Raw genomic sequence first — 12,697 nt, 5'->3', positions numbered from 1 at the left:
TGGGCGTCGAGCGCTTCAAGGGCGGGACGGCTTTTTTTTCGTTCGGGCTTCCTATATTGCTCGGGGAACGCAAAATTCGACCAAGACAGGGATGGGATCATGTCCTATGGGGACGGCGAACAGCCGCCGGTTTCGGAAACGCCGGAGCCGAAAGACGACACGAACAATCCCGTCTTCAACCTGCCATCGCTGCTGGTCGGCATTCTGGCCGCGCTGATCGTCGCTTATGTCGTTCCCGCCTATCTTCTGTCAGAGGAAGGCAATGGCTGGTTCATCTTCACCTTCGGCTTCATTCCGCTGCGTTATGCGGTGCCGTTTTCCCAGCAGGGGCTGGAATGGCTCTGGACGCCGGTGACCTATTCTTTCCTGCATGGCGGCATCGAGCACATTCTCTTTAACGGATTGTGGCTGATGGCCTTCGGCGCGCCGGTTCTGCGCCGGATCGGAACAGTGCGCTTCGTGCTGTTATGGTGCATTTCCGCCGCCGTTTCCGCCTTCGGCCATGCGGCGCTGAACTGGGGCGATGTGACGGTGCTGATCGGGGCGTCGGGTGTCGTTTCGGCGCTGATGGGGGCAGCCTGCCGCTTCGCTTTCCCGGCACGTGGCGGATATAGCGCCTCCTTCGGCCATCTGATGCCGCGGCAGAGCATTCTTGGGGCGCTTTCCAACCGCACCGTGCTGATCTTCACGCTGATGTGGCTGTTCGGCAATGTGCTGATCGCTGTCGGTGTGCCGCTGTTCGGCGATGTCGGCGGTGAAATCGCCTGGGATGCGCATGTTTTCGGCTTTCTGCTCGGCTTCCTGTTCTTCGGGCTTTTCGATCGACGACTGGCCTGAGCCGATCACGCTCCTTGTCGGCCGTGGCGCAAATTTGCGTTCGTGCGTCCCATCCGGGATTGCATTCATGCGGACCTCAGCGCACGATATCCCATGATTTGCAACCGTCGGGGGAGACCGCGGCGCTGCGTATCGCTGAAAAGAGGAGGAAGGTATGCCAACATTCGTAAAGGATCTTCTCGACCGCAAGGGCCGGGACGTCGTGACTGTCGGTCCGGAGGTCAGCATCGGTGAGGCGGCGGGAACGCTGCACGCGCATAAGATCGGTTCCGTCGTCGTGACCGACGCCGATGGCGTCGTTCTCGGCATCTTCACGGAGCGTGATCTCGTAAAGGCCGTGGCGGGCCAAGGTGCCGCTTCCCTCCAGCAATCCGTGTCGGTGGCCATGACCAAGAATGTCATACGCTGTCATCACAATTCCACCACCGATGAGCTGATGGAAATCATGACGGGCGGACGCTTCAGGCATGTGCCGGTTGAAGAGAATGGCCGCCTTGCCGGCATCATTTCCATCGGTGACGTGGTGAAGGCGCGGATCGGCGAGATCGAAGCCGAAGCGGAGCACATCAAGGCCTATATTGCCGGGTGAGTTAGTTCGCGAAGCGTATTACTTCCCTCATTCCTGTTACAAGCACAGGAATGAGGCGAGGGTCTCGCGCATCAGCGGCGGAATGCCTGCTGCATGCGTTCAAGCTCCGGAATGCGGGAGCGCGTTTCCTCATATCCCCGGTCGATCGCTTCGCTGGCGCGATGGAATTCCGAGAGGCCGATATCGTTGATGCGGGGATGCATCATCAGGTCGGGAGGATCGCCCGCCAGGCGCGAGCGCGAAATCCGGTCCTGAATAATGTTAAACGCCTGCACCATGACGCCCGGCAGGCCGGGACGCGGCGGGCTTTCCACCGCCGGTGCTGCGCCGCCATGCGATGGCGAGGCGGCGTGCTTGACCACGGCGGAACGGCCGAAAAGGTCGTAATTCAGATTGACGGCGACGACCAGCGCCTGCTCATAGGCCCGGCAGACCGAAACCGGCACGGGGTTGACGAGCGCGCCGTCTATCAGCGTGCGGCCGTTGCACTGCACGGGTTCGAAGATGCCGGGCAGGGCATAGGAAGAGCGCAGCGCGGTGACGAGATCACCCTGGTGAATCCACACCTCGTGGCCGGTGCGCAGTTCCGTCGCGACGGCGATGAAGGGATGGTCGAGGTTTTCGACGCGCAGGCCTTCCAGATGTTCCTGCATGCGTTTGGTCAGCCGCATGCCGCCGAAGAGCCCACCGCCGCCGATGGTGAGGTCGAGCAGGCCGGCAATGCGGCGCATCGTCAGCGAACGGGCGAACTCCTCCAGCTCATCGAGCTTGCCGGCGAGATAACAACCGCCGACCAGCGCGCCGATCGACGTGCCCGCAATCATGCCGATCTTCACGCCAGCCTCGTCCAGTGCCCGCAGGACGCCGATATGGGCCCAGCCGCGAGCTGCGCCGCCGCCAAGGGCGAGCGCTATCCGGTGTTTGTCGACGATCTGGGTGACGGGCGGCTCATTGCCGGTGGCTTCGGGATTTCCAGCCGCAAGTTGATTGTGACGATTTCCCCATCCCAACATGACCGCACTCCCTGCCAGTTCCTCAGGCTCCCCTCAAATCCCTGAAGCCCGCTATATTGGTAGCAAATTGGTGCGGCCGATGGAAGGTGGCCGTTTATGTGTCCGAATAGGTTGTGGCCGGATCGAAATGGCGGGTGTCGTCGGTGATCTTCGTCACCGCATCGCCGTTGGAGAGCTCGACAGTGCGATAAAAGCACGAGCGGCGGCCGGTATGGCAGGTCGCGTCATGGCCGGCGACGGAGACCTTCAGCCACACGGCGTCCTGATCGCAATCGGTGCGGAATTCCTTCACCGTCTGCAGATTGCCTGACGTTTCGCCCTTCTTCCAGATCTTGTCGCGCGAACGGCTGTAATAGTGGGCGATGCCGGTCTCCAGCGTCAGCGACAGAGCTTCCGCATTCATATGGGCGACCATCAGCAACTCGCCGTCACGGGCATCGGTGACCACGGCGGTGACGAGGCCGTGAGCATCGAATTTCGGCGAAAAAAGACCTGCGTTTTCGAGCACTTCCTTGTCCGCAGGTGCGGACGGAAACGAAATGGACATGGCTACCCCGGGAGAAAAGCGGAAGGTTTCAGAGCGGCGGAGGCAATGGAATCAGTCCGCCACTCCAAAATTTGTCTGGGCATCGGGCTTCTCGGAAACCCGCGCTACACTTTTCGGTCCAGCGCTTAGCGGTTCCGCACCATGGTCATGAAGCGCACCTGTTCGGCCGGATCGTTCTTGAACGTGCCGGTGAAGCTGGTGGTCAGCGTCGTCGACCCCTGCTTGTTTACGCCGCGCATGGACATGCACATATGTTCGGCGTCGATCATGACGGCCACGCCGCGCGGTTTCAGGGTTTCCTCGATCGATCTGGCGATCTGCGCGGTCATGTTTTCCTGCGTCTGCAGGCGGCGGCCGAAGATTTCGACGACGCGGGCGATCTTCGACAGGCCGAGCACGCGGCCGGCCGGAAGATAGGCGACATGGGCCTTGCCGACGATCGGCACCATATGGTGTTCGCAATGGGAGAAGAAGGGGATGTCGCGCACCAGCACAACATCGTCATAACCGCCGACTTCCTCGAAGGTCGTGCCGAGCACGTCCTGAACGTTCAGCTCATAACCGGCAAAAAGCTCGCGATAGGCCTTGGCGACGCGCTTCGGCGTATCCAGAAGTCCTTCGCGGGCGGGATTTTCTCCTGCCCAGCGCAGAAGAACGCGCACTGCTTCTTCCGCTTCGGCCTGGCTTGGGCGAGCTTCTGCCACGTCGGGTTTTGCGCCAGCGCCGGGGAAATTCTTCACGATCGCATCCATTCCGTCTCTCCCGATGCGGGTAAAGGCCGCACCTGAATTCGTTTTTCATCGCGAACTCATGTTCGCAGTTGCTGCTATCTGGTTGTTTTACAGCATTTTGGCAAGACCGATGCTGTTATTTCGGTATCGGAGCCGTTAATTTCATCACGGCTTGATGTCCAGAAAGCTCGTTAGCATATAATGAGAATGGAGGGCAGGAAAGCTTCACTGCGACAAACGCTGTGTTTGAAAAATTTGACCTGTCCTGTTTTTGGGCAATCTCGAGCGCGCCGGGCACCGACGATGGACGATATCTATAATAATCGCATTCTGGACTTTGCCGGGAATATTCCGCTCATCGGCGTTCTTGAGGATGCCGACGCCAGCGCCGAGAAACACTCCCGGCTGTGCGGCTCTAAGCTCAAGGTCTATCTGAAGGTCGAAGGCGGCATCGTGACGGCGTTTTCGCATGAGGTTCGCGCCTGCGCGCTCGGCCAGGCCTCCGCCTCCATCATGGCGCACCACATCATCGGGGCTTCCAGCGGCGAAATCCGGCAGGCGCGGGAAGACATGCTCGCCATGCTGAAACAGGACGGTGAGGGGCCGGCGGGCCGTTTCGAGGATATGCGGGTGCTTCAGCCCGTCCGCGATTTCAAGGCGCGCCACGCCTCCACCATGCTGACCTTCGAAGCGGTGGTCGATGCGCTCGACCAGATCGAGGGGCGGCCGGCTCTCAACGCCGCGGGTTAGGCGATGTGCGGCGAACCGGGCTGCCGGCACCAGCAGACGGCGGAAAAAGCGGGCCGATCCCGCAACTGGACGGGCAGCTTTGCCAAAACGCCCGGACGGCTTCTGGGCGTCGGTTTCATCCGGTTTTATCAGCTGACGCTATCCGGCTTCATCGGGAATTCCTGCCGCCATATCCCCACCTGTTCCGAATATGGCTATGAAGCCATTGCCCGACACGGGCTGTGGGCCGGCGGGTGGATGACGCTATTTCGCGTCGCGCGCTGCGGGCCGGGCGGCACCAGCGGGCTGGACCCGGTGCCGGAAGCGCTCGATGGCGGCAGGCGCTGGTGGATGCCCTGGCGTTACTGGAGCCTGCATCGATGAATGACTATGTGGCCCTGCTGCACAGCATCGTGCTCGGCGTGGGCAAGCGGCTCGTCATGGCCGATCTCAGGGCCTTGGGGGAAGAGCTGGGATTTGCCGAATGCAGAACGCTGGTCGCGACTGGAAATCTGGTTTTTCGCGCCGGGGCGGCACCTGTTCGTGAGATTGAGGACAGGCTGGAGCGCGCCTTCGAAGACCGCTTCGGCAAACATGTCGATATTCTCGTTCGTTCGGGCGGCGACTGGCTGAAATTGGCGGCGGACAATCCCTTCGCCCAAGGCAATCCGCCGGATGTCTGCGTTCGGGTGATGCGGGCGCCGCTGGACAACGGCGTCCTCGAATTGCTGGAGAAATACCGTGAAAGAGAAAAGATCGCTCTTGCCGGCGGCGATCTATGGATCGATTTTTGCGGCAAGCCGAGCGAGAGCAGGCTGCTGTCCGTGCTGACCACCAAAAGGCTCGGTATCGGCACGACCCGCAACGCCAATACGGTCAATGGTCTCGCGCAAATGCTTCGCTAAGCTATCCTTCGCCTTTGACTGCAATGGCAAAAGCCTTTATCAGCCTGCCTGTCCGCTCGTCGCGGGCAAATCATTATTCCAACACCACCCGCATTCGTTGGCGGGACTGGACAGGAGATTAGACAATGTCTGAAGCTGTTTCCCTTACATTTCCAGATGGATCCGTGCGCAGCTACCCCGCCGGTACGACCGGCCGCGAGGTTGCCGAATCCATTTCCAAATCGCTTGCCAAGAAAGCCGTCGCCATTGCGCTTGACGGCACCGTGCGCGATTTGTCCGAGACCATCACCGATGGCAAAATCGAGATCGTCACGCGTGAAGACGGTCGTGCGCTGGAACTCATCCGCCACGATGCCGCCCACGTCATGGCCGAAGCCGTGCAGGAACTGTGGCCCGGCACGCAGGTGACGATCGGCCCTGTCATCGAGAACGGCTTTTATTACGACTTCGCCAAGAACGAACCCTTCACGCCGGAAGATCTGCCGAAGATCGAAAAGCGCATGAAGGAAATCATTCTGCGCAACAAGCCGTTTACCCGCGAGGTCTGGTCGCGCGAGAAGGCCAAGGAAGTGTTCGCCGCAAAGGGCGAGAACTACAAGGTCGAGCTGGTTGATGCCATTCCGGAAGGTCAGGACCTGAAGATCTATTATCAGGGTGACTGGTTCGATCTCTGCCGTGGTCCGCATATGGCGTCCACGGGGCAGATCGGCACGGCCTTCAAGCTGATGAAGGTGGCCGGGGCCTATTGGCGCGGTGACAGCAACAATGCGATGCTGTCGCGCATCTACGGCACCGCCTGGGCGACGCAGGAAGAGCTGGACAATTATCTCCACGTGCTGGCGGAAGCCGAAAAGCGCGACCACCGCCGCCTCGGCCGCGAAATGGACCTGTTCCATTTCCAGGAAGAAGGCCCGGGCGTCGTGTTCTGGCACGGCAAGGGCTGGCGCATGTTCCAGACGCTGACGGCCTATATGCGCCGCCGGCTCGACAATACCTATCAGGAAGTCAATGCACCGCAGGTGCTGGACAAGTCGCTCTGGGAAACCTCCGGTCACTGGGGCTGGTATCAGGAAAACATGTTCGCGGTGAAATCCGCCCATGCCTTCACCCATCCCGATGACGAGGAAGCCGATCAGCGCGTCTTCGCCTTGAAGCCGATGAACTGCCCCGGTCACGTTCAGATCTTCAAGCATGGCTTGAAGTCTTACCGCGAAATGCCTGTCCGCCTTGCGGAATTCGGCACCGTGCATCGTTACGAGGCTTCAGGCGCTTTGCACGGCCTGATGCGCGTTCGCGGCTTCACGCAGGACGATGCGCACGTCTTCTGCACGGAAGAGCAGATGGCGGCGGAATGCCTGCGCATCAACGACCTCATCCTGTCCGTCTACGAGGATTTCGGTTTCAGCGAAGTCGTCGTCAAGCTCTCCACGCGTCCGGAGAAGCGCGTCGGTTCCGACGATCTGTGGGATCGCGCCGAAAGCGTGATGATGGATGTTCTGAAGACCATCGAGGAACAGTCCGAAGGCCGCATCAAGACCGGCATCCTGCCGGGCGAGGGAGCGTTCTACGGGCCGAAGTTCGAATATACGCTGAAGGACGCCATCGGCCGTGAATGGCAGTGCGGCACGACGCAGGTGGACTTCAACCTGCCGGAACGTTTTGGTGCCTTCTACATCGACCAGAACTCCGAAAAGACGCAGCCGGTGATGATCCACCGAGCCATCTGCGGCTCGATGGAGCGTTTCCTCGGCATTCTCATCGAGAACTTCGCCGGCCATATGCCGCTGTGGTTTGCGCCGCTTCAGGTCGTGGTCGCGACGATCACTTCTGATGCCGATGATTACGGCCGCGAAGTCGCCGAAGCGCTGCGCGAAGCGGGCATGGCGGTCGAGACCGACTTCCGCAACGAGAAGATCAACTACAAGATCCGCGAGCATTCGGTGACCAAGGTTCCGGTCATCATCGTCTGCGGACGGAAAGAGGCGGAAGAGCGCACCGTCAACATCCGCCGTCTCGGTTCGCAGAACCAGACGCCGATGTCGCTGGAAGATGCGATTACGAGCCTCGTGGACGAGGCGACGCCGCCAGATGTGAAGCGCAAGCTAGCGGCGAAAAAGCAGGTTGCTTAATAACAGTTACGGCCCCTTAGGGGGCCGTTTTGTTTTTGGGGATGTGCGGGTAATTTCACTGGCAAAGGCGACGCATTCACCTCCGTCACCCCGGACTGGATCCGGGGGCCAGCGCGATCAAGTCCTTGATCGCGAAAGACTCTTTTCACGACGCAGACGCGTCGTGGCTGGATGCCGGATCAAGTCCGGCATGACGTATGAGATGTAGGCGACGCCTACTCGAAATCCCCGGTCATATCTTCCGGCGCCTGATCCTTCATCAGCACTTCCACATCGGAATCACGTCCCGACGTGACCTTGAAGTTACGCTGGTACACCTTGTCCTTGTTACGGGCGATGGCGGTATATTCGCCTTCCGCCAGCACCATGGTCGAAAAGGCGCTGACGCTTTCGTTCACCACATCGCCGCCGCCGTTGAGCACCGACCAGGCCGTATCGGCAATGGCTTCGCCGCCCTCTTCGGAAACGAGCTTGAGGGTGATCTGGGCAGCCTGGTGCTGGAGCGTCGCTTCCGTCAGCTTGCCGGCTTCCACCTGGATGTCGGCGCGCACCACCGCGTTGACGTTGCCATATTCGGAAACCACGTGATAGGTGCCGGCATTCAGGCGCACGATGGTGTTGGGCTTGATATCGGCCATAACGAGGCCGCGTTCGCCATCGGGGCGGGCGTCTGACGAATAGACGGAAAATTTGAGCTGGTTGCCGGAAATCTGCTTGTCGGAGCCCGCAACCGCATTCAGCACGAAGCCGCCGGCATCGAGAATCAGCACCTGTTTCTGCACATTGCCGGAGGTCGGGACATTGAGTTTCTTGGTAACGCCCGCGCGGCCGAAGGCGACGTTGACGAAATATTCGCCCGGCACCAGATGGAATTCCGCCGAGCCGCCTTCCGAACTTGCCAGCATCGGCAACTTGCCGTCCGCGCCGGGAATGGGGCTGAAGACGCGCCAGGACAGGCCTTCCTTCACCGCTTCGCCTTCGCTGGTCAGCTTGGCTTCCATGTTGATATCGCGGGCGGTGCTTTCCGGGGCATTGGGCGCGGAAGGGGCGGTGAAAGCGTTCAGCTTCGGCATTTTCGGCGTGCCGCCGAGCTGCTTGAAGTCTTTGAAGGCGTCCTGTGAAAAAGCGGCTTGCGATAAAAGACCAAGCACGGCACATGCAATGGTCAGACGTGCCGCGATTTTGATTGCCGACATTTTCGATACCGATTGACTTCTTGATTTTCCCGGATCACTTCAAAACCAATGCCGTGGCTATTTCAAGGCCCATGTTTTTGCGATGACAGCAGAATGGAAGATTTTTGATCATGACAAATGATATCAAGCTCCTCGATTATCTCAAGGTTCGCCGTTCCACGCCCGCCCTGCAACTTGCCGAGCCGGGGCCTTCGAAGGGGCAAATCGAGGACATCCTGCGCCTTGCCGTGCGTGTGCCTGACCATGGCAAGCTCGCCCCCTGGCGCTTCGTCGTCTATCGCGGCGAGGAGCGCGTGCGTCTCGGTGAGACGGCGCTGAGGATTGCGCTTGAAAAGAACCCGGAACTGGACCTGCAGCAGCAGGAAGCGGAACGCACCCGCTTCACCCGCGCGCCCGTCGTCATCGCCGTCATCAGCACCGCAAAGCCGCATTTCAAGATTCCGGAATGGGAACAGGTCATGTCCGCCGGTGCGGTGTGCCTCAACCTCATCTTCGCCGCCAATGCCAGCGGTTTTGCAGCGAACTGGCTGACCGAGTGGTTTGCTTTCGATTCCGCATTTCTCGCGGAAATCGAGGTCGGTGCGGAAGAGAAGGTGGCCGGGTTCATTCATATCGGCTCGACGACATTCCCGCCGGTGGAGCGGCCGCGGCCGGAGCTTGCCGATGTCGTCACTTGGGTCGGGGACGTTTGATGTTCTACACCACGGACACCAACCAGCATGGCCTGCCGCATGATCCGTTCAAGGCCATCGTCGCACCGCGTCCGATCGGCTGGATCGGCTCGAAGGGCAGGGATGGTTCCCTCAACCTCTCGCCCTATTCCTTCTTCAATGCGATTTCGGACCGGCCAAAGCTTGTGATGTTTTCCTCCAGCGGCAGGAAGGACAGCCTGCGCAATGTTGAGGAAACCGGCGTCTTCACCGCCAATCTCGTCAGCCGCCATCTGGTGGAGCGGATGAATGCGTCTTCGGCACCCGTCGGCTATGATGTCGACGAGTTCGCCCTTGCCGGCCTCACCGCCGTTGACGGGCGGGTGGTGGATGCGCCTTTCGTGGGCGAGGCGCTGGCGGTTCTGGAGTGCCGCGTGACCCAGATACAGCAGCTTAAGGACGTGGATGGCCAGCCGGCGGATTCGTGGATGGTGATCGGACAGGTCATGGCGATCCATATCGATGAAACGATCATTCGCGACGGGCGCATCGATATGGGGCTGTCGCGACCCGTGGCGCGCATGGGCTATATGGATTACTGCGATGGCGGCAGCGATGTATTCCAGCTGCAGCGCCCCTCTACTGCGCCGTCAATATAGTCCTTGTTCGGCGGCGGTTAATTTTTATGGTGAACCAAACGTAAACCATTTGCGCCTAGAGTTTTATACATGGTGGCGGCGATGATGCCGCCATCCATTGTTGCGAATGTTTTCGAGGCTCAGGTGATCGTACAGGCATTTCTTCGCTGGTCTGAAAAGGCTGGATCGACCGAGCGGGCGAAAGCTGCCAATGCTCTCGGCCGTGCCTATCTTCAGTCCGACATGGCGCGCGAGAACCGCGATGCCGCCTATATGGCGATGACCTATCTGCTCGACGATCCTTCGCCGCGTGTGCGGCTGGCGCTTGCCGAAGCGCTGGCAGATGCCCATGATGCACCGCGCGCCATTCTCGTTTCACTCGCCGAAGACCAGCCGGAAATTGCCTGCACCGTCATTGCACGCTCACCGGTTCTCGGCGAGGCCGATCTGGTCGATCTCGCCGGGCGCGGCGAAAGCCTGACGCGCGCGCTTATCGCCGCAAGGCCGGGCCTGCCGCGCGGTGTCTGCGCAGCGCTTGCCGAAGTCGGCGACCTGCCGGAAACCATCATCCTGCTCGAAAACGACGATGCTTTCATCACGCCGTTTTCGCTCAGGCGCATCGCCGAGCGCCATGGCTCGGACGCCGATATTCGCGACCTCCTGCTCCGCCGCGAGGCGCTGCCCGCCGATGCACGTCACCTGTTGGTGGGCCGCATCAGCGAAGCTCTCGCGGGCTCCGCGTTGGTTCACGCAATGATCGCACGCAACCGTGCCGACAGTCTTTTCCGCGAGGCGGAAGATTCCGCCACCATCCTTATCGCCGCCAGTGTCTCCTCGCCGGAGCTGCCGGCGCTGGTGGAGCATTTGCGCCAGCGGCTGGAACTGACGCCGGCGCTGCTCATCCATGCCGTCTGTTCGGGCCGGCTGGAATTTTTCACGGCGGCCATGGTCAATCTCTCCGGTCTCGATGACCGCAAGGTGCGCGCCATTCTGGCGACGGGGCGGCCGCATGCCTTGAAGGCGCTGTTCCAGTCGGTCGGTCTTTTCGGCGATGTTGTCGACGTCTTCATCGAGGCGACGCTGATGTGGCGCCGTGCCGCCCGCTCGCAGCTCTCTGATGTGGCGGCCTCCGTCTCGGCGGAACTGCTGGCGCATTTCCGCGACGTCAACGGTTCCGAAACGCTGTTCGAACTGCTGCATGCCGTACGCAAGCTCGCCATCGCCGAAGAGCGGCAGAAGGCGCGGTATTATGCGGAAGCGCTGACGGTCGAGGCGGCGTAGCGTCCGGGTTTCCGCGGGTGCATCCTCTCACCCTCATTCCTGTGCTTGTCACAGGAATCCAGCTAGCCCAAGTCCTTGGGCTGAAAGGACTCCTCCCGCCGCGCGGACGTGCGTCGACTGGATTCCTGTGACAAGCACAGGAATGAGGGTAGTGTGCGCTTTCCTCTCACAGGAAACCTCTTCATTGCAGCGGGAAAGAAAGCGGGCGTGACATTTCCCGCAATCACTTATCGAACCGCTTGGCGATCCACGAATAGCTGTTTTCAACCATCCTCACCGGTGTCCCCAAAAGATGCTTTATGCCTTCGGTGGAAGGCAGGATACGGCTGACGCGGCTGATTGCCTGTTTGGTGAGGCTTTCCTCTTCCTTCGGCGTAACAGCCACCGTTGCCTGCGGTGCAGTAGCAGGCGCCGAGGCGGGAGGTTGCGTGCCGGCCGTCTGCGGAGCCTGTTCGCCCGGTGTCTGGCATACGGCTACTACTACTGGGTAAGGCGCGTTGGCGTAACGCTCCAGCTCCTTTTCCGACACGGCGTCGCACAGTTCGATGCTCGTCCAGCGCTGCTGGGAGGTGGCGAGGTAATGGCAATCGGTGGCGCTGTCGTCGCAGCCAAGGAAGGTCATGAGAACGAGGGCTGTTTTCATGGTGTGTGTTGCCTCTGTCGGGAATTATGCTCTAGAAACTCATCTATCCCGATTGCAGTGACATTACGACGAAATACGCATTTTATAGAGAAGGCAGGCATCGCATTGGCCACCGAAATCAAGCTTGAAACACCCCGGCAGGATGCGGTTCTGCGCCTCATCGACCTTTCCAATGCCTATATGGCCTCGCTTTACCCCGCCGAGAGCAATCATCTGGTCGATATCGGCGCGCTCGAGCAGGACAATGTCTCGTTTTTCGTGGCCCGGCATGACGGCCGCGTCGTCGGCTGCGGCGCGCTAGTGGAGGCGGGTGACGGCACGGCGGAGGTGAAGCGCATGTTCGTCGATCCCGAGGCGCGGGGATTGCGGATCGGCAGGCTGATCATGGATACGCTTGTTGCGCGCGGCGCCGAGCTTGGCCTTTCCGCCATCCGCCTCGAAACCGGCATCAGCCAGCCGGAGGCGATCGGTCTTTACCGCAAGGCGGGGTTTGTAGAGATCGAGGCCTTTGCACCCTACAGGCCGGATCCGCTCAGCCTGTTCATGGAGAAGGTGCTTTAGGCCTACGGCGCGAGTTTGCCGTATCCTGCACGTCATCCCTCGGCCCTGTGCCGAGGATCCAATCACGTATCGTAGAATCAATCGGTGGCAGATGCTCGGGACAGGCCCACTGCTGTCCGGTTTAAATTTGGTGGACATGGCGCACGGTGTTGATTCTACTCGTATTCGAGCGTTTGGCGACGATCTCGGACACGAAAGAGGAGCAACACCGTGCGGCACAAGAATAGCGTCTTTCATGATCTTTGAAG

General features: G+C 60.4%; 15 protein-coding genes. 10 read left to right on the top strand and 5 right to left on the bottom strand.

Features of this window, described 5'->3' with window-relative positions; translation table 11 throughout:
- Positions 1-99 precede the first annotated feature (99 nt).
- Positions 100-837 (top strand): rhomboid family intramembrane serine protease, encoded by a 738-nt coding sequence (locus AGR7B_RS08415; protein WP_080856455.1) that lies wholly within the window; start codon positions 100-102, stop codon positions 835-837.
- 154 nt (positions 838-991) lie between these two features.
- The gene (locus AGR7B_RS08410) at positions 992-1,426 is read left to right on the top strand and encodes a CBS domain-containing protein (protein WP_003523399.1); all 435 of its coding nucleotides are present in this window, start codon (positions 992-994) and stop codon (positions 1,424-1,426) included.
- Positions 1,427-1,497: 71 nt separating this feature from the next.
- Here AGR7B_RS08410 and AGR7B_RS08405 read toward each other — a convergent pair whose 3' ends face one another.
- The 3 genes from AGR7B_RS08405 to folE form a co-directional block, all read right to left on the bottom strand.
- Complete coding sequence (locus AGR7B_RS08405) at positions 1,498-2,439, bottom strand: patatin-like phospholipase family protein (protein ID WP_065655147.1); 942 nt, start codon at positions 2,437-2,439, stop codon at positions 1,498-1,500.
- A 94-nt stretch (positions 2,440-2,533) separates the two neighbouring features.
- Complete coding sequence (hisI, locus tag AGR7B_RS08400; protein WP_065655146.1) at positions 2,534-2,986, bottom strand: phosphoribosyl-AMP cyclohydrolase; 453 nt, start codon at positions 2,984-2,986, stop codon at positions 2,534-2,536.
- 125 nt (positions 2,987-3,111) lie between these two features.
- On the bottom strand, positions 3,112-3,738 hold the full coding sequence (gene folE / locus AGR7B_RS08395; protein ID WP_003495569.1) for a GTP cyclohydrolase I FolE: 627 nt from the start codon (positions 3,736-3,738) through the stop codon (positions 3,112-3,114).
- Between the two features lie 282 nt (positions 3,739-4,020).
- Here folE and AGR7B_RS08390 point away from each other — a divergent pair, with 282 nt between their 5' ends.
- From AGR7B_RS08390 to thrS, 4 genes are all read left to right on the top strand, one after another.
- Positions 4,021-4,467, top strand: coding sequence for an iron-sulfur cluster assembly scaffold protein (locus tag AGR7B_RS08390; RefSeq protein ID WP_065655145.1), 447 nt, complete (start codon positions 4,021-4,023; stop codon positions 4,465-4,467).
- Between the two features lie 3 nt (positions 4,468-4,470).
- Positions 4,471-4,830, top strand: coding sequence for a membrane protein insertion efficiency factor YidD (yidD, locus tag AGR7B_RS08385; protein WP_065655144.1), 360 nt, complete (start codon positions 4,471-4,473; stop codon positions 4,828-4,830).
- The gene (locus AGR7B_RS08380; protein ID WP_065655143.1) at positions 4,827-5,351 is read left to right on the top strand and encodes a DUF1697 domain-containing protein; all 525 of its coding nucleotides are present in this window, start codon (positions 4,827-4,829) and stop codon (positions 5,349-5,351) included. Before yidD ends, AGR7B_RS08380 begins: the two co-directional genes overlap by 4 nt.
- A gap of 125 nt (positions 5,352-5,476) precedes the next feature.
- Complete coding sequence (gene thrS, locus AGR7B_RS08375) at positions 5,477-7,480, top strand: threonine--tRNA ligase (RefSeq protein ID WP_080856454.1); 2,004 nt, start codon at positions 5,477-5,479, stop codon at positions 7,478-7,480.
- A gap of 215 nt (positions 7,481-7,695) precedes the next feature.
- Here thrS and AGR7B_RS08370 read toward each other — a convergent pair whose 3' ends face one another.
- Positions 7,696-8,676, bottom strand: coding sequence for an RgsD C-terminal domain-containing protein (locus tag AGR7B_RS08370; protein WP_003523389.1), 981 nt, complete (start codon positions 8,674-8,676; stop codon positions 7,696-7,698).
- 110 nt (positions 8,677-8,786) lie between these two features.
- Here AGR7B_RS08370 and AGR7B_RS08365 point away from each other — a divergent pair, with 110 nt between their 5' ends.
- From AGR7B_RS08365 to AGR7B_RS08355, 3 genes are all read left to right on the top strand, one after another.
- Positions 8,787-9,368, top strand: coding sequence for a nitroreductase family protein (locus AGR7B_RS08365; RefSeq protein ID WP_059760236.1), 582 nt, complete (start codon positions 8,787-8,789; stop codon positions 9,366-9,368).
- Entirely contained in the window at positions 9,368-9,985 is a 618-nt protein-coding gene (locus AGR7B_RS08360) for a flavin reductase family protein (RefSeq protein ID WP_080856453.1), read from the top strand. The genes AGR7B_RS08365 and AGR7B_RS08360 overlap by 1 nt, the downstream gene beginning before the upstream one ends.
- 69 nt (positions 9,986-10,054) lie before the next feature.
- On the top strand, positions 10,055-11,245 hold the full coding sequence (locus AGR7B_RS08355; RefSeq protein WP_080856452.1) for a DUF2336 domain-containing protein: 1,191 nt from the start codon (positions 10,055-10,057) through the stop codon (positions 11,243-11,245).
- A gap of 223 nt (positions 11,246-11,468) precedes the next feature.
- On the opposite strand, the gene AGR7B_RS08350 is transcribed toward AGR7B_RS08355, so the two are convergent.
- Positions 11,469-11,888: a hypothetical protein gene (locus AGR7B_RS08350; RefSeq protein WP_078052701.1), complete on the bottom strand. Its 420-nt coding sequence runs from the start codon at positions 11,886-11,888 to the stop codon at positions 11,469-11,471.
- Between the two features lie 105 nt (positions 11,889-11,993).
- On the opposite strand from AGR7B_RS08350, the gene AGR7B_RS08345 reads away from it, so the two are divergent.
- Positions 11,994-12,449 (top strand): GNAT family N-acetyltransferase, encoded by a 456-nt coding sequence (locus AGR7B_RS08345; protein WP_080856451.1) that lies wholly within the window; start codon positions 11,994-11,996, stop codon positions 12,447-12,449.
- Positions 12,450-12,697: the final 248 nt, after the last annotated feature.

The organism is Agrobacterium deltaense RV3 (assembly GCF_900013505.1).
In the GTDB taxonomy this organism is placed as follows: Bacteria; Pseudomonadota; Alphaproteobacteria; order Rhizobiales; family Rhizobiaceae; genus Agrobacterium; species Agrobacterium leguminum.
Note: the sequence above shows the minus strand (reverse complement) of the source record. Positions and strands in the feature narration are given on the sequence as shown.

Bases quoted from the DNA above. Each gene is read 5' to 3' on its own strand.
- AGR7B_RS08415 (WP_080856455.1), top strand. From the start codon at position 100: ATGTCCTATGGGGACGGCGAACAGCCGCCGGTTTCGGAAACGCCGGAG.
- AGR7B_RS08410 (WP_003523399.1), top strand. From the start codon at position 992: ATGCCAACATTCGTAAAGGATCTTCTCGACCGCAAGGGCCGGGACGTC.
- AGR7B_RS08405 (WP_065655147.1), bottom strand. From the start codon at position 2,439: ATGTTGGGATGGGGAAATCGTCACAATCAACTTGCGGCTGGAAATCCC.
- hisI (WP_065655146.1), bottom strand. From the start codon at position 2,986: ATGTCCATTTCGTTTCCGTCCGCACCTGCGGACAAGGAAGTGCTCGAA.
- folE (WP_003495569.1), bottom strand. From the start codon at position 3,738: ATGGATGCGATCGTGAAGAATTTCCCCGGCGCTGGCGCAAAACCCGAC.
- AGR7B_RS08390 (WP_065655145.1), top strand. From the start codon at position 4,021: ATGGACGATATCTATAATAATCGCATTCTGGACTTTGCCGGGAATATT.
- yidD (WP_065655144.1), top strand. From the start codon at position 4,471: ATGTGCGGCGAACCGGGCTGCCGGCACCAGCAGACGGCGGAAAAAGCG.
- AGR7B_RS08380 (WP_065655143.1), top strand. From the start codon at position 4,827: ATGAATGACTATGTGGCCCTGCTGCACAGCATCGTGCTCGGCGTGGGC.
- thrS (WP_080856454.1), top strand. From the start codon at position 5,477: ATGTCTGAAGCTGTTTCCCTTACATTTCCAGATGGATCCGTGCGCAGC.
- AGR7B_RS08370 (WP_003523389.1), bottom strand. From the start codon at position 8,676: ATGTCGGCAATCAAAATCGCGGCACGTCTGACCATTGCATGTGCCGTG.
- AGR7B_RS08365 (WP_059760236.1), top strand. From the start codon at position 8,787: ATGACAAATGATATCAAGCTCCTCGATTATCTCAAGGTTCGCCGTTCC.
- AGR7B_RS08360 (WP_080856453.1), top strand. From the start codon at position 9,368: ATGTTCTACACCACGGACACCAACCAGCATGGCCTGCCGCATGATCCG.
- AGR7B_RS08355 (WP_080856452.1), top strand. From the start codon at position 10,055: ATGGTGGCGGCGATGATGCCGCCATCCATTGTTGCGAATGTTTTCGAG.
- AGR7B_RS08350 (WP_078052701.1), bottom strand. From the start codon at position 11,888: ATGAAAACAGCCCTCGTTCTCATGACCTTCCTTGGCTGCGACGACAGC.